We start from the raw sequence: 20,830 nt of genomic DNA, 5'->3' as shown, positions 1-20,830 counted from the left end.
TTCAGATATTATACCCCATCCCTATTCTAAACACAACAAAGCCCCGCCCGCATTTTTAAAAAGCGAACGAGGCCTTCCAGACAACCCTTCTATTCTCCTGATACATAAACAGCGTAATCTGCAAGTAACCGCGCACCGAATCCCGTTGCTGTCTTCGGATAATACCCCTTGCCGTCCCCTTGCATACGGCCGGCCATATCAACGTGAAGCCATTTGCATGATTCAGGCACGAATCGTCTTAAAAATAACGCTGCCGTTATCGCACCAGCTTCACCTTTGGAACTGATATTACAGAAATCTGCGTAATCACTTCTCAAATAATCGTCATACGCGTCAACCAGCGGCATCGGCCATACAGCATCCCCGTTATCAGCACCTAATCTTTTCATCGCAACTGAAAGCTCATCATCGCCAAAAACGCCGGCCATTTTTGAGCCGAGGGCATTGCCGATCGCGCCTGTGAGCGTCGCAATATCAACCACATACTCAGCACCGTGTTCGCCCGCGTGAATCAGTGCGTCAGCGAGGATCAATCTACCTTCAGCATCCGTGTTGCCAATCTGCACGGTTTGCCCATCTTTATAACGAATAATATCACCCGGCAGAACCGCTCTCCGGTCAATCGCATTTTCAACAATCGGAATGAGCGCAATTACATTCACTTGAGCACCGGAATCAGCTAGCTGCTTCATCGCACCTGAAACCGCTGCAGCACCGCCCATATCCATCCGCATGTCACTCAGATCCCGGCCGCGCTTCAGGCTGACGCCGCCCGTATCGAAAGTAACACCTTTTCCGACAAGTGCCACGAGTGGTTTCGAAGCATCACCCACATACCTGAGCTCAACAAAAGCCGGCTCATATTGACTCCCTTGATTAACTGTCAGGACGCCGTTCATCTCGCGCCTCTCAATTTCAGCTTTATCAAACACAGACACATCGACTGGGCTGCTAGCAAAAGCGTCTTTTAACTTTTCTGGAAAAGTTTCCGGGTTTAATGCGCTTGGTATGTCATTCATCAAATCACGGGAAAAGCTCATCGCTGCGGCACGGATCTCGCCAGCAGTGACCGCTGCTTCACTAAAATCGCCTTCGATTACAAGATTTGTTTTGTGTTCAGACGCATCAGACCGATAATTGATAAAGGCATAAGTACCCAAATGCCAGCCTTCCACGAATGCTGTTAACACCTCATCTTCACTCAGGGAACCATACATCTGAGATAAAACATCTGTATGCAACGTGGCTTGTGAAACCTTTTGCTGTGAAAGCTCACGAGCGATCGCTCCTGCTGTCATGCGGACTTGTTCAGCCGTGTACACACCTTCTTTTTCTTTTAAAACAACGAGCGAATCTTCTCCTGAAAAAGCAATACAAAACGATCCTGCTTGTTGGCTAACAAACATTTTTAAACCGATATTTCCAGTAACCACATGATCCTGTTCAAATACAATATGTACATGATGACCCATTAGCAAAATTCCCCCTTTTTATTTATCATACCACATACTTCGGCACACGAATTGTTTAATCCTGCTTTTCTGTCAAAAAAATTGTTGCCACGGCCCAGTGTCTGGCGGTGTCGACTCCACTGTGATCATATCTTTTTTTGTCGGATGTTCAAACGACAGTTTATGCGCCCACAAAGCAATCTGCTGACCAGGCTTGTTGACGTTGAAACCATATTTCTGATCACCATAAAGCGGCATACCTGCATGTGAGAGTTGAACCCTGATCTGATGCGGTCTCCCTGTTTCCAATTGTACAGACAAAAGACTTAACGCTTCCCGCGCAGCAAGCATTTCATATGTAAGACGGGCACGTTTTCCTTTTCCATGTCCGCTTGAGACAACATGAACCTTGTTTTCAGCATGATCTTTTAACAAAGTGTTCTCCAGTTGTGCTTGTTTATGGACTGGCTTTCCACGAACAACAGCCAGATATGTCCGCTCAAATGCACCGCGTCTGATGGCATCTGACAACCGTGAAGCCGCTTTGGACGTTTTGGCAAAAACCATGACGCCGCCTACAGGACGATCAAGGCGATGCACAAGTCCGAGAAACACATTGCCAGGCTTTTGATAGCGTTCTTTCAGATCCGCCTTTAAAAGGGTAAGCATATCCGCGTCTCCTGACTGGTCCTCTTGAACAGGTATATTTACAGGCTTTTCCACAACAAGCACATGGTTATCTTCAAATAAAACAGGTATGTTCAAAATACGTCCTCCTCACTGGAACTATGAGTCTGCATTCTTTTTCTGTTTGCTTTTTAAATAAAGGACTTCAAGCATTACAACAATTGCCGCAACACCCACAGCAATCACGAGGCTTGGGTATAAGGCAATCCCCACAAGTTCACCAATTCCATAGAAAATCACAGCACGGCTCAAAAACATAAAAATACCCGGCCACACAATCCGTTCTTTGCCGAAAAGGTGTTCAGCCAGAACTTCAACGATACTATCAATGGTAAATAAATAAATCAAAAAGGCGACAGAAAGAATCATCAACCTGCCAGCACTGATTTCAAAATCAAACACGGTCGTCACCAAATTGGTTGATCCGAGTATGGCAAATAGAAACAAACCAATCACAATGGTTGGAATTAGAGCTAAAAGGGCGGCAGTGAGTATCACCCGTCCTAAACTGAACGATCCATCTGTCGGATCTTTTTTCTCCCCTCGATACACGAATAATAAAAATGCAATAAATGTCATGATATACATGATTCCTAAAATGACCAATAACGTCATATGTTGTACCCCCTGAATAAGAACATCTACTATCATACTTGAGGAGGTCCTAATTTTAAAGTGAAGAGGTGACTTTTATACCATATGTTTTTACAAATCCCGGGTCTGTTTAATTAACTTTTCAAAGAGAGAAGCAACTGTCTGGGACCGGGCTAGTCTAGGCGTTTGTCCTGACCAGAGAGACATGAAATCAGACTTTCCTTGCTGAGCCGATGCTTTTCTGAGAGGTTTTGTCAACGCATTTTGCACTGGAAATTCCGGCAGACAGGCTTGCTGGTCAGCCATTTTCTCAATAAATACATTGTGAATGCCTCGTGCCCATTTTCCTGAAAAAGCACGCGTTAAAACGGTCTGATCTTCCTGTGCTTGGAGAATCGCTTCTTTATGCAATGGTTTAGCACCGCTTTCCGCACATGTCAAAAAGGCCGTCCCCATTTGCACAGCTTGCGCACCGAGGCACATGGATGCCGTTAATCCTCTTCCGTCCATAACACCACCCGCTGCAATGACTGGAATGGTTACATGATCCACAACTTGCGGAATGAGCGACATTAGACCAATCTGACTCTTTTCATGTCCTTCTAAAAAATGGCCGCGATGGCCGCCAGCCTCACTGCCCTGAACGACGACTGCATCCATTCCGCTGTTTTCAATGGCAATCGCTTCATTGACAGTAGTGGCCGTGCCCATCGTTATGATTCCGTGTTCTTTCAGTTCAGCAATTATCTTTTCTGCCGGTATTCCGAATGTAAAGGAACACACAGGCACCTTTTCCTCAATCGTGACCTTCAGTTGCTCGAGAAACGTGTGTGTTGCTGATTCATAATCTGGTATAGTCACTTGGTTGTCAGCAGGCATATTTAGCTCATCATAAAATGGCTGTAGCGTATCTCGCGCGATGTCGATTACTTCACCGGAAATAGTGAATTCGTTTGGGACAAAAAGGTTAATTCCAAACCCGCCTGATACAACTGACTTAATGTCTTTAATCTGATTGCGTATCTGTTCCGGTGCCATGTAACCCGCTCCGATCATCCCAAGCCCGCCAGATCTTACAACCTCAGTGATTAATTCTGTCGTAGTGACCCCGCCAGCCATAGGAGCCTGGATCACAGGATATTGAATGTGCAAACGTTCAGTCAAACCATTACTCAACAAAATCCCCACCTCATTTCCAAAACTATTATAAACAGCTCATCATCCAATTTATTAAGACACATTTTAAGTAGAGTGCGAACTAACTAGGCGATTTTATGACTGCCACTAAGCACTCCATATGTTTAAACGAGCACCGTGATTTCCGCTGCGGGAAGTCGCTTTCCGCGGGCACGGTCTCAGCCTCCTCGCTCGCAAGGACCGCTCGCTGTGGGGTCTTCGGACTCGTGCTGTTCCCGCAGGAGTCGACTTCCCTCCGCTCCAATCACTTCATGTTAATTAGGTGCTTGGATGTTTTGCTCAAGAAATTAAGAGTGAACGTAAACTTTTCTTGAGCAGCTAATGCTAACTCAACTTTGAGGTGATTTCAGATTGATGCTCAGTCCATTTAACTTTCAATCCCTCTGCTTATAAAATCAAGAAAGAAGGTAAACACACCTCTCCAAGCTCGGGGAAAACACGGAGACTCCTGTGGGAGGAAAAGCCTCGGTGAGACCCCGGAGGTCGATATAGGGGAAGGAAGGCTAAAACCGCGACGTCCTGTCGCAACGCCTTCATGACCCACATCCTGTGGGCCCGAGGCTCAGCAGCGCCCACTGGACGCGGAGTGTTTTCCCCGAGCGGTTGCCAGAAGCAGTCATTCAAGTTTTCATTAGTTCGCAGTTTGTGTCGACTGTTCATAAGGAAGTTATCTGCATAAACGTGTAGTGAATAGGCGATATTTAGCCTTCTATTACTTTCACGTGTACTTTTCGTGTTCTTGGGCCGTCAAATTCACAAAAATAGACACTTTGCCATGTGCCGAAGATGAGTTGTCCATCGGATATGATTAGGGTTTCACTCGCGCCTATTACGGATGATTTCATGTGCCCGTCGGAATTGCCTTCCATATGGATGTACTCAGGTTTGTTTGGGAACGTTTCATCTAGCCCAAGTTTCAGGTCCGTTTTGACGTCGGGGTCAGCATTTTCATTGATCGTAATGCCACCCGTTGTATGCGGGCAAAATACGACCATAATGCCCTCCGTTACGCCGCTTTTAGAGAGCGCATCCTCAACATATCCGTCAATATTAACAAGAGCTTGTTTCTTATCTGTAGAAACAGTGTACTGAAATAAGGTTTGTGTCATATGATCAAGCTCCTTTCACTTTTCCCTTTTAGCAAAAATGTTCTTCACAAATGCTTCTTTATGGTCGGTATAATCTTTAATTCCGGTGTTAGAAGTGTGCGTATAATCTGCTTTGAGTTGAGCATATTCTGTTCTAACTTTTTCATAATGATTAAGGTAGTCCTTAAAGAAAATCAAATTTTTCCAAAGCTCTCCCTGATAATCCACAAGGTGAATGAAATGGGTTTTGGATTCATACGTACTGTCGGTGAACTTGGCGCAAACGATTTCTTGCGGTCTTTCCACACGCAATCTTAAAAATCCCGCTTTCTTCAAACCTTGAAAGAGCGATTGATTTACGTCTTCTATATCATTTACCCCAATGAGGATATCAATAATCGGCTTAGCTTTCATACCTTTGATCGCCGTGCTGCCTATATGAGCAATGCGCTCACCAGCAATTTGTGTATAATGCTCAATTTCTTGTTTGACACGCTCAAATTCGCCCTGCCATTCCGGATGAAAATCCTCGAGCCGCACTTCATTTCTTTTCAATCCTAATTTCATTCACAAAGACCTCCCACATATACAGCGTAACCCCATTCTATATGAACTTGGCACACCATAGTAGTCTGCAAATTGGAATTACACTATGGTATAATAGAATAGAAAAAATCAAGCCTGTTACTAAAAACTTCGTAAAACATCTCACTTTTATTTTCCCGCCACCTGTTATATTCTAAAAAAGTTACTTACATTCCGAATCAATCTAGGGGGATTACCATGAGCATGAAGAAAGCATTAACGCTCGCAGGCTCCGATTCAAGTGGCGGTGCGGGAATACAGGCAGATTTAAAAACATTTCAAGAACACGGGGTTTACGGCATGAATGCGCTGACGTCAATTGTCGCGATGAACCCGAAACAAAATTGGAAGCATGAGGTCTTCCCAATTGATGTTGAGGTCGTCGAAAAACAGCTCGATACGATACTTTCAGTCGGAGTGGACGCTATGAAAACCGGCATGCTTGGTTCAGTCGACATTATTGAGCTTGGTGCAAAAAAGATAGATGACTATAAGCTCGGGCAATTTGTGCTTGATCCAGTCATGGTATGTAAAGGTGAGGATGAGGCCCTGCAGCCGGAAAACACCGACGCCATGCGTGAGCTGCTTCTGCCGCACGCAACCATTGCTACACCCAATTTATTCGAAGCAGGCCAGCTTGCCCAAATTGGCACAGTTAAAACTGTTGAAGGTATGAAAGAAGCGGCTCGCCTCATCCATGAAATCGGCGCAAAAAATGTTGTCATAAAAGGCGGAAAAGGTCTGAATCATGATAAAGCGATGGATCTATTTTACGATGGTGAAGCATTTGAACTGCTTGAACAGGAGAAAATAGATACCGGCTATAACCATGGAGCAGGGTGCACATTTGCTGCTGCCATTACCGCAAACCTCGCGAAAGGCTCAACTGTTAAAGACGCTGTGATTTCCGCAAAAGCCTTCGTGACGGCTGCCATCAAGCACGGTTGGAAACTTAATGACTATGTTGGACCTGTTATGCACGGCGCTTATAACACATTAGAAAAGTAAATTGAATAAAAGCACGAAGGAAGTCATCATCACAGTAGACTTTCATCGTGCTTTTTCTTTCCGTTTATTTCTATTATAAAAGATAGTTTACTTTATAGATAAATCACAAACGAATAGTAAACACAAACTGCGAACCAGTGAAAATTTAATAAGCCTTCTTAGCACGATCTTAGGAAGTTTTAAATTACGGTTTACTTGGCAATTTCATGTTATTTTCCGATATATGAGTTGAAAACACCGATATACACTTCAAAATTTCCGATATAACTCTCAGAATTTCCGATAGCGCATGCGAAATTTCCGATATATCTAAGAGAACGTCGTGATTTCCGCCGGGGGCTTCGGACTGGTGCTTTTTCCAGCTGGAGTCGACTTCCCCTCACCTAAGAGTTAGAGATGTATTCTTTGGAACCCAGCTCGGGGACAACATGGAGACTCCAGTGGGAGGACAAGCCTCGATGAGACACCGCAAGTGCGAGAAACCGAGGCTCAGCAGCGCCCACTGGACGCGGAGTGTTTCCCCCGTGCGGCCGCATGAGGCAGTTATAATTTCTGCCCAGTTAGTTCCCAGTTTACGAATAAAGTGTCCTTATCAATATCAGCAACTTGTGCGAAAACACTTCATCCATTTTTCAAAAAGTCATCCACCAGTTGAAAATAGGCTTCTGGCTCCTCGACGTTCGGGGCATGGCCTGAGTTTTCGAATACGACGAATTTCGCATTTGGTATGTGATCGGCAATTTCTTTTCCTTGTCCAGGCGGATTCAGTCCATCGTGTCTTCCGCTGATCACCAATACAGGGACTGTGACTGTAGCCAAGTCGGGCCTAAAATCATATTTCGATAGGGCTGCAGCAGCCGCTTCCTGCTGTTTTGCCGTCAAGCCGCTTGGCATATCGGCAAGCCATGCCCCAACAGCATCCAAATCATGAAAGATATGTGGGGCCATTTCCCCCATCTGCTCTTCAAACGTTAGTCCTTCAAGTTCATCGGCATGGCGGGCCATGAGACCTTCTGTAGAAGATGTATCCCCGTGTGCCGCTCCTGAGACAAGGATGATTTTATCGACTTTTTCAGGTGCTTGAATCGCCACACCTTGTGCGACATACGTCCCCATCGACATGCCAAGCAGGACGACATTGTCCAATTTGAGATAATTGATTAAGGCCAGCACATCTTCAATATGATCGTTTAGTGTATAGGATTCGGGCTTGTCCGATTTCCCGTGACCCCTTGCATCCAGTGCAACCACTCGATATTCTGATTGAAAGCGGGCTTGTTCTGCACGCAGCATGAGATGGCTTCCAGTCAGACCGTGCAGCAGAACAATTGGTTGTCCCTGACCTTCATCTTCATAGTATAAATCTATCCCGTTAAGTTTTGCTTTAGGCATAGGATTGTTCTCCTTTCAATAGGTATTAACACCAGTATACCAGCTTCACCGCACATTTTAAAAAACTGCAAGTGTCCAGGCTGAGCCCGAACACTTGCAGGAGTGTTTTATATAGTACCTATTTTATTCAATCTCTTTTAGCTTCTCTTGCAGCTCTGTCATAATCTTGGCAGCCTCTTCCCAGTTGCCTTCAGACAGTGCTTTCTGATAAGCATCGAACTGCTCAGCGAATTCACGCAGCTGTTCTTCCGCTCCAGTAATAGGCGGTGCTGCATCACCTTCGTCTTCTCCAGCTTCTTCACCAGTATCTTCATCTTCAGGCGGCGCTTCTTCACTTTCACCTTCATCCTCAGTACCTTCAGGATCGGCTTTTGCCAGAATCGCATCGAGCGCCTGGTCGAACGACGGTTCCATCACAATGTAATCATCATACGCCATAATCACCTGTTTCACTTCAGGCAGAGATGTCTCATTTGAGGATTCAATGTAAACCGGCTCGACATAGAAGACGGTATCCTCGATTGGAATCGCAAGCAGGTTACCGCGAATTACTTTAGATCCGCCCTGGGACCACAGATTCAACTCTTTAGAGATCGTGCTGTCCTGGTTGATCCTATTTTCAATCTGTTGCGGCCCATAAATATTCTTCTGCTTTGGAAAACGGTAGACAAATTTTTCACCATAATGCTCACCATCGTTCCGGACACCCATCCAAGCAATCATATTCTGACGCTTTTTAGGCGTGTATGGCATCATGAGTATAAATTCTTCCTCGTCCGCTTCCGGCATTTGCATTGTTATATAGTATGGTTCCATTTCGATGTCTTCGTTGAAGTACTTCTCAGTCGGGAACTGCCAGAAGTCTTCACGGTTATAGAATACCTCAAGATTGGACATATGGTACGTGCCATACATCGCGGATTGAATTTTGAACAAACGTTCCGGATAACGGAAATGCGCCCGAACATCTTCAGGAATATCTTTTGTGAAAAGCTCTGGGAACATGTTGTCATAAGCCTTCATTAGCGGCTCATCCGTATCCACGGCGTAAAAATCCACTTCTCCTGTGTATGCATCAATCGTCACTTTAACCGAGTTGCGGATATAATTCTCACCGCGTTTATAAGGTTCAGCGTATGGATAACGTTCACCTGTCAAATAGGCATCCATCATCCATGCCAAAGTCCCGTCATCTCTGACAAATATATACGGATCTTCGTCATACTCGAAGAACGGCGCAATTCGATTGACCCGATCGACGATGTTACGTGTATCAAGAAGCTCACTTTCATCCGTAATCTGATCGGAAACCATCATTCGGAATGAGCCTTCGTTTAAAGCAAACAAATAACGGTTGAGCCCTTTCAGCGGGATACCTGAATCAGCTTCGAAACGATTGGACTTGTTGTCTCCACCGGATGGATAGTCAAATTCATCGACCTTACTTTTTACAATCACGTTTGGATACTCTTCTTCACCAAAATAAATCTGCGGGCGCTCAATATCGATCACCCCAGTAGGTGGAATGTCGTCTACCATATACTTCGGCTGACCCTGTGGTGTCACTTCATTCACATGACTCATCGCCACACCGTAACCATGTGTATAACGCAAGTAGCGGTTCACCCACGTTTGGGCCTGATCGGGTAAGTCTTTCATGCTTAGTTCTCTAGCGCCAATAAATACCTGTTCATAATGGCCATCAATTTCATACCGATCAATGTCAACATCATGGAAATTGTAGTATGTTCTAATGGTCTGGAGTTGATTATACACTTCGAGAAGTGGCCGCACGTCATTTACTCGGATGTTCTCAATCGTGTCATCATTTCGCTCCACCATCTCGTGATTCAGAGTTGATTCACTAGGATGTTCGACTTCATTAATGTCCGCCAGTTGGTACGCCTCACGTGTATATTCGAGGTTTTCTTCCAGATAAGGCGTTTCCTTGGAAAATTCGTTCGGCGATACAACGAAATTCTGAACGACTACTGAAGCACCCTGTCCAACGATAACGAGGGCGATATAAATACCGATAGGAACAATTGCTGATTGAATTTTGCCCCTGATGAGCAGCACAATCAGCCAGATCGTTCCGAGAAGAGCCGCTCCTGCCAGCACATAGGCTTTCGGGATGTTAACAATGTCATCTGTGTAACTGAGCCCGTAGACTGCACTTTCTTGAAACAAACTGACCTGATTTGTCAGGAGCGTTTCATAAGGTGCGAGTGCGTGTGTCGCTGCTAACAGCACACCAATGACACCTAGAGTTACACCTAAGTGGAGTTGTGCTGAACGGTTCAAACGCCACATGTTGAATACGGAGTACGCCCCAATTTCCACTATTAAGAAGAACACAGCCAAACCCATCAAAAGATAGACTGCAAAGTTTAAAAGCGGCAGTACAAACATATAAAATGATATGTCTAGATTGAAATGAGGATCGGTCACACCGAACTGCTCATAGTTCATGAACTTCAGAACACGTTCCCAGCCGATGCCTTGTGCAATGCTGCTTCCGACAAGACCAACAACGACTGACGCCAGAAGAAGCACAGCCGTTACCAACTTACGTTTTAAGAGCAAAGGATGGAGTTGTACACGGTCAAAATGACTCATATATGTACGATAGATCCAAAATAAGGTCAAATAAGTTGTCAAACCGTAAATCACAAATCCGGACAAACCAAGAATCACTTTGCTGCTAAGCACTGTTTTAAACACGCCCGCAAACCCAATCGTGTCCATCCAAATATAATCGACAAATAGATTCATCGACATCATGCCTACGATTACAATAAACAACAGGATGGCAACAGCTATACCAATGCGCTTCAGGCGCTTGGTCCACTTTTCCATTTCCTGTTTACTAAAAGATTGATTAAAATCCACAACGTCTCCCCCAATTTATCTTTCTTGTTAACATACTTTCCTAATGTGAAAACACCTTACTCCAGTCTAACATACGATTGACCCCATGCCTAAGTTTCAGGTTTCTCTAAAAAATGTATGTTAACACTTTCTAACGACCATACTAAGTACAGCACCTTTTGAGAAGGAGGTTTAAATATGCTGGAACTCAACACAGACCTGGAAGGCAAGCAAGCCTTTTTTGGTCCCGCTTTTTCCATGTTTAAAGCCAATGGTTATTCTCTTTGCGGCAACTGGGAATACGATCGCGCTTATTTTGACGGGATGCTTTGGCGTGAGGGCGGCGAAACCATTTACATAAGACTGCCGTTTCACGTTGTCTCAGGGCTCTTGGATGATGGTGGAGCGCTTATTCAGTTTAATAAGCCCTACGTTATTAAGCATGTGGTCAATACAGGGCTTGACCGTGATGGCAATGCGCTTTTGACCGCCGCTGGAGGCCTCAGCCAATTCCAGGAACCGCTCGATCGCGACGGTCAAATCAGAGACAAGAGCCGATGGGAAACAGAAGGCGAGCAAGCGATTGACTATATTGTTGACCGTATTAACGATCTGTTCGTTTCATAGGAAGACCTGATCCGCCTGAATGTTTACAGCAAGCAGGCGGATTCTGTTTGTGAAAGGAGAGGACCTACCTTGTTTACTTTTCGCGGGGATGCCCATAAAGTCTATTTACAATTAAAAAAGGAAACTGATCCTGCTAAACATCATGATCTTAAAGAAACGGCATCGATAAAGGCCTTTTATGAATCAATCGACTCAGAAACCCTTCGTCTCATCCATTATCGTATGATTAAAGAGCAAAACGGGCTCGGTATCATCCCGATCTACGTGACTTCAATCCCATGGCTGCTGTTTTTATTTTCCAATAAGATAGAGGAAGTTTTATTTACAAACGGCAACATTTTATGGCTTATCTTTGTCATCATTTATCTCGTTCTTTTGACAGCGTTCGCCTTTTTCCATTTTAAAGAAAAAGCATGGGCCGCCTTTCATATTGAAATGATAAAAGACGTGCTGGCATCAAGAGAAGACAGGGCTCAAACTAAACCAGAGCGCTAAAATTTGTCTACTCTTTTCTTGACGCCTCTCATAAACTTAAAGCTTAATTTGTTGGTATGGTCAGCATTATGAACCAGCAATTTATAGGCTTCAAGAACTGTGGATGCCCGCGTCAAAATATAACCGCCAATGGCTATTAAGGCAACAAAGACAGGATAATAATCTTGAAATATCTTCGGATTAATATCTTTCCGTTGCAGGAAAAAAGCGATCATGCCAATTAAAACAAGGCCAATCCCCACTGCCATAATCGGGTGATATTTTTTCTTCAGATCGCTATATCTTGCCTGTAATTCTTTATGATAATTCTCATCCAGCAGCAAAACTTCTTGCTTCAGTACCTTGTATTGATCTTCACGGAAGAATTCACTGGTCGCAAGGAGGCCAATCCCCAAGGCGCCAAAGATAATAATTAAAAATGAGTATATTTCCATACTCTGGGCATCTTCCGTTATAGCTTTGTAAGGTACTCTTGCAAAAAAGGCAAATAGGATGAACAAGCTGACCCCAAAAGGCATGAATCTGGCCAACTTTTTCTGGTTCATTAAATATCCCTCCGCCATCTCTTTACTCACATAATAGCCTTTGTCATGCGCCTGCGTTTTCTCGGTCGTGTCCTTCAGTAAATAATCAGTCGACACTTCAAAGATATAACTCATTTTTAGCAGCTTTTCTGTCTCTGGGAATCCTTGTCCATTTTCCCACTTACTAATCGCTTGTCTTGTTGTATTAAGGTCTTCTGCCAACGCTTCCTGGGACAAGCCTTTTTCCTTTCTAAGCTTAAACAATTTCTCTCCAAATCTCATGGAACTCAACCCCTTGCTTTTTGATAACTCTATCCTACGAAAACATAAGGGCATTTTCTATATCTGCAGCGTTACAATGTGTCAACCTGAAGTTGCATCCTTGTTATAACAAGGGGTTTGAAGCTTTTTGACACTCATCATGCCTCTACCGCTTCCCTGCAATACCATAAAAGAACAGTTGCATCATATCTTCTATAAAGGCTTCCTCGTTATCGTATGTTTGTGCATATGCTGTGAGATCTTCCGCTTTTTCCATAAAGATATTCAAATAAAATATAATAAGAGATGAAGGAAATGAATAGTGGATGGCACCTTCTTTCCTTCCCTGTTCAATCAGGTCCATCATAAGCGGCAGTGAATGATCTTGATAGATTTTTTCCACAAACGTCTTCATCTCAGAATCCTGCCAGATTAGCTTCTCCAATTTGCTGATGCTGAGCTTCTGCAAATAAGCTTTTTTATTAAAAATAGTGAAAGCCACTTTATCTTGAAAACTTTTCGTATCATCCTGCAAATACTGACGCGTTTCTTGGACAATCTCCATATACCAATCTTGAAGGGCTTCACGGATCAGATTGTCTTTGCTGCCGAAATGATTATAGATTGTAACCTGTGAAACGTTCGCTTGCTCGACAATATCGGCTATTCTAATGGCACGTGGTTCCATGGTTGTTAGCAACTCTAGCGTTGCATCTTTAATGCGTTGTTTTATTTTTTCAGTTCTTTTTTTAAAGCCGTTCATATCATCCGCACCTCAAGTATAAATTATGAAATTTTTACATATATTTATTTCATTATACCATTGACTTCCATTTTCTTAAAGCATAGAATTAATGTAATGAAACATGTAACAGATTTCAAAAATAAGGGGGAGAGATGATGATCGAAATCGATAAATTGACCCAGCAGTTTCCAAATGGTCGGGGTATTTTCGACGTTTCTTTTCAGGTGGAAAAAGGGGAAGTGTTCGGATTCCTCGGGCCAAATGGCAGTGGAAAATCAACGACAATCCGTCATTTAATGGGCTATATGAAACCACAGAAAGGCGGCGCTACTATTAAAGGGCTTGATGCATGGACCGAGCAGGCACGTGCACGAAGTCATATTGGATATCTGCCTGGTGAGATTGCTTTTCTCGATGGGTTAACTGGGAGCGACTTTCTGAATATGCTTGCTGGCATGCAAGGCATTAACAGCAAAAACAGACGTAACGAGTTGATCGAGAAGCTGCAATTCAACCCAAAAACACCGATCCGCAAGATGTCCAAAGGCATGAAGCAAAAGGTGGGCATTGTGGCAACCTTCATGCATGATCCAGACATCTATATACTCGATGAACCAACGTCAGGACTTGACCCACTCATGCAAAAAGTCTTTATCGATCTTGTGCTTGAGGAGAAAGAAAAAGGCAAGACCTTTCTCATGTCTTCCCACAGCTTTTCTGAAATTGAACGGACGTGTGATAGGGCAGCGATCATTCGCGAAGGTGAGATCGTGACAGTCAGAAACATTCATGAACTTCAGACCATGCAGCGGAAAGCATTCGATGTGACGCTTACGGAAAAAGCTGCCGTCGACGCGCTGATGGCTTCCGACCTTAACCTCGAAAAAATTGACGACTACGTGCTGCGTATTGAAGTTCAAGGGAATTATGATGCCTTCATCAATACCTTATCCGATTATCACGTCAAAAACATCAGTGCAGCTGATCAAAGTCTAGAACAGATTTTCATGGATTACTACCATGTGAAGGAGGCGACATCATGAATGGGTCTCTTTATAGCCAAATGATGAAAACACATCTGAAGTTGTTTCTCGGCTTTGGTGTTGTTTCTGCTGCATATGTGACACTTATGACGTCTCTTTATCCCATGATGGATGAAAACATGGAACAAATTGAAAACCTGATTGATTTATTTCCCGACGCCTTGCTTCGTGCCATCGGATTGGAATCATTCAGCAGCTACGGACAATTTATCTCAGCGGAATATTACGGTTTGTTTTACTTACTGATTCTAGGCGTATTTTCGGTCATTATCGCTGTGCAGCTCATCGCTCGGTTAGTCGACCGCGGTTCCATGGCTTATTTGCTTTCCACCCATGTCTCACGCGTTCAAGTTGCCACCACTCAAGTCATGGTCTTGCTCAGCGGTTTGATCATTATTCATGCGTTGACATTCGGCGGCGGATTCCTTGCAGCTGAATTTTTAATTGAAACGGATAGCACCATCGCTTTTAATGAATTTTTCCAAATTAACTTTGTCGGATTGCTGCTTTTCTTTGCTGTTGGAGGATATTCCTTGCTCTTTTCTTCTCTAATGAATGATGAGAAGAACGCTTTTGCCCTAGCTGGTGGGTTAACATTTGTGTTCTACGGAATGGACATGATGGGGAAAATCGTCACCGAAATCGACTGGATCCGTCATTTTACCCCTTTTTCTTTGTACGAACCGGGGAAAATTGCCAGCAACGATGCAGACGTATGGACCTCATCAGTGATTTTGGCTGCTATTGGGGTGGTCACGTGTATTGCTGCGGTGTTGATTTTTAGGAAGCGGAACTTACCTTTGTAGGGAAAAGCAGAAAACACCCTCACCTGTCTGTGACTGTGAGGGTGTTGTTTTATTTATATTAGTCTTGGGGCGGGTCATCAAACCCCAATGCCTTCAGCATCATATCTTGCGTAACGGCGATATCCACTCGTTTCCAGTTATTCGCTTCATACTGACTAATTGCGTCTTCAATCACGCTTACAAAACCTGATTCAGGATAGTTATCAACAAAAGCGGTCAGTTCATTTTGAGCTTTTTTCGGAAGCTTTTCCTCCACTTCAACACCTCCAGAGACATAATCTCTAAGATAGATCGCTGCGTATTGAGCCAGTTCATATGCAACATATTCTAGTCGAGGATCATCCTCATACTCCTGGAAATATCCTTCTGTCATCGTCAAAACAATGTCAAAATCATACCAAGGAATTCCATAATCATTACCAATCCCAGGGCGATCTGGATCAATCGCGGACCCCAAAAGTGTTAAATAATCTGAATGGATCCCGAACAGTTCGACATCCATATCGTTAAAGAGCGACATATAATCCGTTACAATCACAAGTTTATCACTCTGATCACGGCCAATGTCTAATCCCTGTTTGTTTAACCCCCGCAATACATCCTTGATTGTTTCAGGTCCATCATAAACTTCTATATGATCTTGATAATCAATGATGTCTTGCTGTCCATCAGGGTATAGCTCCTGTTCTTTCATACGTTTAATTAGCACACTTTGAAAGTCCGCCTGAAAGCCTCTCAACACGCCCCTTAATTCACGCATCACAAAAAAACGCGGGAACTCCTCCGAGAAATTCCGAGACTCATATTCTTCTTTAGCCATATCCGGCGTCTTCAGAAGTTCATTGATGGCTTCTTTTCCTGTCGCAATGTCACCTTCAGACTCATAGTACTCAATCACATCCTCAGCTTCTTTCACTCTTGGAAAGTCATCCACATTCTCCATACCCAAAGATTGTTTGAATGCTGCTTTTCTATCCAGAAAATACGTTTGTAATTCACTGGGGCCTTTTCTTGTTCATCATCCGCCGGCTGCTCAGAATCCGTAACAGAAAAAACCATGATCATAAATATGGCCAGACCAGCGAGTGCCGCTGCAGTTGGAGCAAATTTCTTCCATCTATTATGCTTTTTTCCTAGAAAGACTTTCGCCATAATAGATTGCTGATCGATGGATTCAGGCATGTTTTTGTAATCCTGCTTCACGTCCTCGAGCAGTTCGTCAAAATCTTTATTGGCCATGGGATTCCACCTCCCCGTTTAAATCGGTATATAAATGTCTAAGCTGCCCCTTCCCGCGATGCAGTCTTGTCTTAACAACGCTCAACTTAATTTTTAATATGAATGCAATATCCTCATACGATTGATCGTGAAAATAATAAAGAATAAGCGGCGTTTTATATTTCTCATCCAGTTGTTGCAGACACTCATGAAGCCGAACATGTTCCGCTTTTTCAAAAAAGGTTGTGCTTGTCTTCTGCGGGTAATTCTTTTTGACTCTTTCCCATAATCGCTGCTGTCTTTTATTCTTGCGGTGATGATCACGCGCCACGTTCAATGTTATTTTGTAAACCCAAGTTGAGAACTTTCCTTTTTTAAACCGATGGATATGCCGGTGGATTTTGATAAAAGTTTCCTGAACGACATCAGCAACAGATCCAAAATCAATACCGAATTGAAATGCAAACCGCTCGATCACAGGTTTATATTCATCGACCAACTGAGCAAAAGCGTGTTCATCGTCACCCTTAACCCTGGAAATGATTTCTTCCTCATCCAAGTACCTTCCCCCTAAAGCATCCTTCATTTATGTAACGATAGGTTCCTTATCATTTGTTTCATATTTTACAAATTTATAGCAATGATTTCAGATAAGAAAGCACATTACGGAAAATTTTACTATGACGCATAGTTGTTTATCCAGATTTCCAACACATTTATCCAGAAAAAAGGTGCGTTATCCAGGTTTTTTATAGGCTTATCCAAAAAAATATTACCATATATCCAGGTTTTCTAAGTACTTATCCATAAAATGCTTCCTTTTATCCAGATTTTTGTCAAAAGCGTGCTCCACGCAAAAAACTCAGCTGCTTATGGCGCTCCATAAACAGCTGAGTGTTTAACATTTTTCGCTTAGGAAGGATCGGCGACTTTAACGAGCTGTTTACCGATGTTTTCCCCGGTAAATAATCCCAGAAAAGCATTCGGTATATTGTCGAATCCTTCTTTAATGGTTTCTTCATACTTCAGCTCACCATTAGCAACGGCTTTGGCGAGGTGGGTGTATGCTTCACTGAATCGGTCACTGAAATCGCCGACTAGCAGACCTTGCATCTTTACCCGAGATTTGATTAGGAACGGCTGAACACGCAGACCGATGTCTTTTTCATCGTCTTTCAGATTGTAAGACGAGATGGCACCGCAGACCGGGACCCTGGCAAATGTGTTCAGCAGAGGTAGAACAGCATCCCCGATGTCACCGCCGACATTTTCGTAATAGACGTCTATGCCATCTGGGCAAGCGTCTTTCAGTTGTTGCTGCACATTGCCTTTTTTATATTCCACAGCAGAATCATAGCCGAGTTCGTTCGTGATATAAGCAGCTTTTTCCTCTGAACCAACGATGCCGACAACGCGGGCACCGGCTTGTTTTGCGAGCTGCCCTGCAACCTGACCGACAGCACCAGCCGCACCGGACACAACCACTGTTTCGCCTGCTTTTGGTTCACCGATATGCATCATGCCAAAGTAAGCCGTTAAGCCCGGCATACCAAGAACACTCAACGCGGCACTCGGGCTAAGTCCGTTTGTCTCGACTTTACTCACCTCGTCCGCTTTGCATACATTGTATTCCTGAAAAGGCAAATTTCCTCTCACAATATCTCCTGTTGCAAGCTGGTCACTTTTTGACTCGACGACTTCTGCAACTACTCCGCCAGCCAGAGGTTCACCGACTTGAAAGGGTGCGACATATGAGTCTCTGTCAGACATCCGTCCACGCATATAGGGATCGACTGACACGTAAAGTGTTTTCAACAAAACCTCATTGGCTGCCGGATTCCCAACATCTACTTGTTTGAATTGAAAGGTATTGTCATCCGGCATTCCGTTTGGCCGCTCATTCAAAATTAATTGTTGTTGTGTCATGATTAGCCTCCTTACAACTTTCCTCTAAAAATAGCGTTTAAAGATTTCCCAAAGCTTCTTGGATCGGTGTCTGACCGTTAATCACTTTGAATTCCTTGCCAATTGTTGCATCATTTTTTAGCGACTCAAAAATGACATTGGCGATATCTTCACGGGCCACGTTATCTGCTTTAACAGATGGTCCCACATCTACTTTTCCAGTGCCGGCATCGTTTGTTAGCAAACCAGGGTGGATCATCGTGTAGTCAAGACCTGCACCCCTTAACCATTCATCAGCATAATGCTTAGCCACTACATACGGTGCCATGGATTCGCCTGCATTCTGAATGGCCTCACGGGTGGTGTCGTATGAGCTAATAATGACAAACCGTTTCACACCAGCTTTTTTCGTCGCTTCAATCGTTTTAACTGCACCGTCTAGGTCAACCATGATTGTCTTATCTTTTCCAGTTTTCGGTCCGGATCCAGCTGTAAATACAACCGCATCCACACCATCCGCTGCTTTTGCAATCTCTTCTATTTCGCCTTCTAAATCGACAACTGCTGTCTCAGCACCCAATTCTTTAAAATGAGACACTTGCTCTTCTTTACGCACCATTGCCCTGGCAACGTGCTCTCCACTATTTTGAATGGACTGAACCAAATGCCTTCCAATCTGTCCGTTCGCTCCAACAACTAGGATCTTCATGCTCTCATCCTTTCTATTAATAAAGCATTTCTTGTTTAAAAACCCACCTTTACACTCTACCCTGAAAACGAGTTATTCAATCTGGACGACCAATGAACCCGTAGAAACATCACATAGAATCATAACTCTATGCGAACAGTAGACACAAACTGCGAACCAGTGAAAACTTTATAAACCTACATAAAAATTCGGCTCTTCGCTATTTAGTATTGAAAAAACAAAATAGTAGTAATACTGCTAACCTATCATTCCTTGTTTGCGGCTTGCATTGTCTTGTATGCATTAGAGCTAGTCAAGGAACCCACTTGACAAGCTCTAATGCATACAAGGTAGTGGTCGTCAAGCAAACAAAGGAATAACTGCAGTCATGATTGTTTGATCAAATCCAGCTTATTGACTGTCGCATATGCCATGGCAATAAAATTCTCGGCTGTACGATAACCTCGGGCTTTTCTTTTGACCGCTTGAATCAGACTGTTAGTCCCTTCAATCAGACCGTTGGTCATCTTACTTTCGAACCACCTTAAGATACCATCCTGGTGCCTCTTTAAAGATTTGGCGGCATCAATCATTGGTTTAAGTTGGGAACGTGTTGCCCAATTGTACCATTCGTTAAAGTAGAGTTTGGAAATAATGTAAGACCGTGTCCACATGTTTTGAAGCGATAACTTCATGCGGTATGCGCGTCCTGTTTTTAAGTCCATGTCCTTGAGTTTTTGAAATTGAGCTTCCTGCTTTTTAGTTAGATTTCCCTGGTTTTTCAACCATACGTAGCGTGAATTTTTGAGTTCCGGTTGTGTTGCTTGTTCTTCTCTACGTACTTGATCCAACGCTTCATTGACCAATTTCATTACATGAAATTTATCGAAAGTAATTGAAGCATTTGAGAAGTTCTTTTCAATACCTGATATAAATGATGGAGACATATCACAACAGATATCCTCAATTTGGGAGCGTGAGACCCCTTTATGATCAAGATGGAGGCAGAAATCCTGTAGAACGTCCGCGCCTTTTCCTTTGGTGGCAAATATCAAGCGTTTTGTATCCATATCAATAAAAAGCGTGATATATTTATGCCCTTTGGCGCGAGACGTTTCATCCATGGCAACGCGTTTTAATTCCGATATATCCATGTCTTCCATTGCTTTATTGACATAATAATTAAACACACGCCAAAGGCGAGTATCATGTTCACCAACTTTACGAGCGACTGCGGCAACAGGCATCTCAATCATTAACGATAAAAGATGTTGTTCAAAAAGAAAGGAAAATCCCGCACCAGAGCGTGCCCATTCAATGTGCACTGTCCGTATTTTACCACAAGCATCGCACTTTACTCGTGGCATTCTTGCCCGAAGCAGGGTTTGATACTGCCAGAAATCAAGGTGTCTCCATGTCCGATCTTGATCCAGGGTATCATGAACTTTACATCCAGATTTACCGCAGTTGGGGCAGGAAAATTCGGCCCCTGACCTATATTCAATATAAATGTGCAACGTGTTTTCTTCTTTGGCCAGTTCATGATGAAATACGTACCATGGTTCAGGTATTTCCAGTGCTGACTGAAACACATCATACCGCTCTTGAAAATCTTGCATAACGAATCATCTCCTGGGTAATTTTA

The 20,830-nt window shown here is 43.5% G+C and carries 21 protein-coding genes; 5 read left to right on the top strand and 16 right to left on the bottom strand.

Features of this window, described 5'->3' with window-relative positions; translation table 11 throughout:
• Positions 1 to 89 precede the first annotated feature (89 nt).
• From JNUCC1_RS09720 to JNUCC1_RS09695, 6 genes are all read right to left on the bottom strand, one after another.
• A complete protein-coding gene (locus tag JNUCC1_RS09720; protein WP_156645223.1) occupies positions 90 to 1,472 on the bottom strand; it encodes a leucyl aminopeptidase family protein in 1,383 nt (460 codons plus the stop codon).
• A gap of 72 nt (positions 1,473 to 1,544) precedes the next feature.
• Complete coding sequence (locus JNUCC1_RS09715) at positions 1,545 to 2,216, bottom strand: RluA family pseudouridine synthase (protein ID WP_156645222.1); 672 nt, start codon at positions 2,214 to 2,216, stop codon at positions 1,545 to 1,547.
• A 21-nt stretch (positions 2,217 to 2,237) separates the two neighbouring features.
• A complete protein-coding gene (locus JNUCC1_RS09710; RefSeq protein ID WP_156645221.1) occupies positions 2,238 to 2,753 on the bottom strand; it encodes a hypothetical protein in 516 nt (171 codons plus the stop codon).
• Positions 2,754 to 2,843: 90 nt separating this feature from the next.
• The gene (locus JNUCC1_RS09705) at positions 2,844 to 3,908 is read right to left on the bottom strand and encodes an NAD(P)H-dependent flavin oxidoreductase (RefSeq protein WP_331713694.1); all 1,065 of its coding nucleotides are present in this window, start codon (positions 3,906 to 3,908) and stop codon (positions 2,844 to 2,846) included.
• A gap of 722 nt (positions 3,909 to 4,630) precedes the next feature.
• Positions 4,631 to 5,038, bottom strand: a complete 408-nt coding sequence (locus tag JNUCC1_RS09700) for a secondary thiamine-phosphate synthase enzyme YjbQ (RefSeq protein ID WP_156645219.1) — start codon at positions 5,036 to 5,038, stop codon at positions 4,631 to 4,633.
• Positions 5,039 to 5,053: 15 nt separating this feature from the next.
• On the bottom strand, positions 5,054 to 5,584 hold the full coding sequence (locus JNUCC1_RS09695; RefSeq protein WP_156645218.1) for a GrpB family protein: 531 nt from the start codon (positions 5,582 to 5,584) through the stop codon (positions 5,054 to 5,056).
• Positions 5,585 to 5,800: 216 nt separating this feature from the next.
• Here JNUCC1_RS09695 and pdxK point away from each other — a divergent pair, with 216 nt between their 5' ends.
• Positions 5,801 to 6,610: a pyridoxine/pyridoxal/pyridoxamine kinase gene (gene pdxK / locus JNUCC1_RS09690; protein WP_156645217.1), complete on the top strand. Its 810-nt coding sequence runs from the start codon at positions 5,801 to 5,803 to the stop codon at positions 6,608 to 6,610.
• A 621-nt stretch (positions 6,611 to 7,231) separates the two neighbouring features.
• Here the strand turns inward: pdxK and JNUCC1_RS09685 are convergent.
• Positions 7,232 to 8,002 carry an alpha/beta fold hydrolase gene (locus tag JNUCC1_RS09685; protein ID WP_156645216.1) on the bottom strand — a complete coding sequence of 257 codons (771 nt, stop codon included), beginning with the start codon at positions 8,000 to 8,002 and terminating at the stop codon, positions 7,232 to 7,234.
• Between the two features lie 123 nt (positions 8,003 to 8,125).
• Complete coding sequence (locus JNUCC1_RS09680) at positions 8,126 to 10,894, bottom strand: UPF0182 family membrane protein (protein WP_331713693.1); 2,769 nt, start codon at positions 10,892 to 10,894, stop codon at positions 8,126 to 8,128.
• 177 nt (positions 10,895 to 11,071) lie between these two features.
• Here JNUCC1_RS09680 and JNUCC1_RS09675 point away from each other — a divergent pair, with 177 nt between their 5' ends.
• Positions 11,072 to 11,500, top strand: coding sequence for a YugN family protein (locus tag JNUCC1_RS09675; RefSeq protein WP_156645215.1), 429 nt, complete (start codon positions 11,072 to 11,074; stop codon positions 11,498 to 11,500).
• Positions 11,501 to 11,569: 69 nt separating this feature from the next.
• Positions 11,570 to 11,995, top strand: coding sequence for a hypothetical protein (locus JNUCC1_RS09670; protein ID WP_156645214.1), 426 nt, complete (start codon positions 11,570 to 11,572; stop codon positions 11,993 to 11,995).
• Here the strand turns inward: JNUCC1_RS09670 and JNUCC1_RS09665 are convergent.
• Both JNUCC1_RS09665 and JNUCC1_RS09660 read right to left on the bottom strand, forming a co-directional pair.
• Positions 11,992 to 12,801 carry a helix-turn-helix domain-containing protein gene (locus JNUCC1_RS09665; protein ID WP_156645213.1) on the bottom strand — a complete coding sequence of 270 codons (810 nt, stop codon included), beginning with the start codon at positions 12,799 to 12,801 and terminating at the stop codon, positions 11,992 to 11,994. The two genes, JNUCC1_RS09670 and JNUCC1_RS09665, sit on opposite strands and share 4 nt — an antisense overlap.
• 145 nt (positions 12,802 to 12,946) lie before the next feature.
• Complete coding sequence (locus JNUCC1_RS09660) at positions 12,947 to 13,543, bottom strand: TetR/AcrR family transcriptional regulator (protein ID WP_156645212.1); 597 nt, start codon at positions 13,541 to 13,543, stop codon at positions 12,947 to 12,949.
• A gap of 137 nt (positions 13,544 to 13,680) precedes the next feature.
• Between JNUCC1_RS09660 and JNUCC1_RS09655 the strand changes: the two genes are divergently transcribed.
• The gene (locus JNUCC1_RS09655) at positions 13,681 to 14,568 is read left to right on the top strand and encodes an ABC transporter ATP-binding protein (protein WP_156645471.1); all 888 of its coding nucleotides are present in this window, start codon (positions 13,681 to 13,683) and stop codon (positions 14,566 to 14,568) included.
• Positions 14,565 to 15,374 carry an ABC transporter permease subunit gene (locus JNUCC1_RS09650; protein WP_156645211.1) on the top strand — a complete coding sequence of 270 codons (810 nt, stop codon included), beginning with the start codon at positions 14,565 to 14,567 and terminating at the stop codon, positions 15,372 to 15,374. Before JNUCC1_RS09655 ends, JNUCC1_RS09650 begins: the two co-directional genes overlap by 4 nt.
• A gap of 58 nt (positions 15,375 to 15,432) precedes the next feature.
• Here JNUCC1_RS09650 and JNUCC1_RS09645 read toward each other — a convergent pair whose 3' ends face one another.
• The 6 genes from JNUCC1_RS09645 to JNUCC1_RS09620 all read right to left on the bottom strand — a co-directional run bounded on the left by JNUCC1_RS09645 (position 15,433) and on the right by JNUCC1_RS09620 (position 20,804).
• Positions 15,433 to 16,317, bottom strand: coding sequence for a hypothetical protein (locus JNUCC1_RS09645; RefSeq protein WP_197431687.1), 885 nt, complete (start codon positions 16,315 to 16,317; stop codon positions 15,433 to 15,435).
• Positions 16,287 to 16,613, bottom strand: coding sequence for a hypothetical protein (locus JNUCC1_RS09640; RefSeq protein ID WP_156645209.1), 327 nt, complete (start codon positions 16,611 to 16,613; stop codon positions 16,287 to 16,289). Before JNUCC1_RS09640 ends, JNUCC1_RS09645 begins: the two co-directional genes overlap by 31 nt.
• Positions 16,603 to 17,151, bottom strand: coding sequence for an RNA polymerase sigma factor (locus JNUCC1_RS09635; RefSeq protein WP_231784107.1), 549 nt, complete (start codon positions 17,149 to 17,151; stop codon positions 16,603 to 16,605). The genes JNUCC1_RS09640 and JNUCC1_RS09635 overlap by 11 nt, the downstream gene beginning before the upstream one ends.
• Positions 17,152 to 17,504: 353 nt before the next feature.
• Entirely contained in the window at positions 17,505 to 18,518 is a 1,014-nt protein-coding gene (locus JNUCC1_RS09630) for an NADP-dependent oxidoreductase (protein WP_156645207.1), read from the bottom strand.
• A gap of 37 nt (positions 18,519 to 18,555) precedes the next feature.
• A complete protein-coding gene (locus tag JNUCC1_RS09625; protein ID WP_156645206.1) occupies positions 18,556 to 19,206 on the bottom strand; it encodes an SDR family oxidoreductase in 651 nt (216 codons plus the stop codon).
• A gap of 365 nt (positions 19,207 to 19,571) precedes the next feature.
• Positions 19,572 to 20,804, bottom strand: a complete 1,233-nt coding sequence (locus tag JNUCC1_RS09620) for an ISL3 family transposase (protein WP_156645205.1) — start codon at positions 20,802 to 20,804, stop codon at positions 19,572 to 19,574.
• Positions 20,805 to 20,830 lie beyond the last annotated feature (26 nt).

The sequence above is a fragment of the Lentibacillus sp. JNUCC-1 genome, from assembly GCF_009741735.1.
In the GTDB taxonomy this organism is placed as follows: Bacteria; Bacillota; Bacilli; order Bacillales; family Amphibacillaceae; genus Lentibacillus_B.
Note: the sequence above shows the minus strand (reverse complement) of the source record. Positions and strands in the feature narration are given on the sequence as shown.

Bases quoted from the DNA above. Each gene is read 5' to 3' on its own strand.
- JNUCC1_RS09640 (WP_156645209.1), bottom strand. From the start codon at position 16,613: ATGGCCAATAAAGATTTTGACGAACTGCTCGAGGACGTGAAGCAGGAT.
- JNUCC1_RS09710 (WP_156645221.1), bottom strand. From the start codon at position 2,753: ATGACGTTATTGGTCATTTTAGGAATCATGTATATCATGACATTTATT.
- JNUCC1_RS09675 (WP_156645215.1), top strand. From the start codon at position 11,072: ATGCTGGAACTCAACACAGACCTGGAAGGCAAGCAAGCCTTTTTTGGT.
- JNUCC1_RS09660 (WP_156645212.1), bottom strand. From the start codon at position 13,543: ATGAACGGCTTTAAAAAAAGAACTGAAAAAATAAAACAACGCATTAAA.
- JNUCC1_RS09620 (WP_156645205.1), bottom strand. From the start codon at position 20,804: ATGCAAGATTTTCAAGAGCGGTATGATGTGTTTCAGTCAGCACTGGAA.
- JNUCC1_RS09645 (WP_197431687.1), bottom strand. From the start codon at position 16,317: ATGGAGAATGTGGATGACTTTCCAAGAGTGAAAGAAGCTGAGGATGTG.
- JNUCC1_RS09700 (WP_156645219.1), bottom strand. From the start codon at position 5,038: ATGACACAAACCTTATTTCAGTACACTGTTTCTACAGATAAGAAACAA.
- pdxK (WP_156645217.1), top strand. From the start codon at position 5,801: ATGAGCATGAAGAAAGCATTAACGCTCGCAGGCTCCGATTCAAGTGGC.
- JNUCC1_RS09655 (WP_156645471.1), top strand. From the start codon at position 13,681: ATGATCGAAATCGATAAATTGACCCAGCAGTTTCCAAATGGTCGGGGT.
- JNUCC1_RS09685 (WP_156645216.1), bottom strand. From the start codon at position 8,002: ATGCCTAAAGCAAAACTTAACGGGATAGATTTATACTATGAAGATGAA.
- JNUCC1_RS09665 (WP_156645213.1), bottom strand. From the start codon at position 12,801: ATGAGATTTGGAGAGAAATTGTTTAAGCTTAGAAAGGAAAAAGGCTTG.
- JNUCC1_RS09650 (WP_156645211.1), top strand. From the start codon at position 14,565: ATGAATGGGTCTCTTTATAGCCAAATGATGAAAACACATCTGAAGTTG.
- JNUCC1_RS09720 (WP_156645223.1), bottom strand. From the start codon at position 1,472: ATGGGTCATCATGTACATATTGTATTTGAACAGGATCATGTGGTTACT.
- JNUCC1_RS09695 (WP_156645218.1), bottom strand. From the start codon at position 5,584: ATGAAATTAGGATTGAAAAGAAATGAAGTGCGGCTCGAGGATTTTCAT.
- JNUCC1_RS09630 (WP_156645207.1), bottom strand. From the start codon at position 18,518: ATGACACAACAACAATTAATTTTGAATGAGCGGCCAAACGGAATGCCG.
- JNUCC1_RS09625 (WP_156645206.1), bottom strand. From the start codon at position 19,206: ATGAAGATCCTAGTTGTTGGAGCGAACGGACAGATTGGAAGGCATTTG.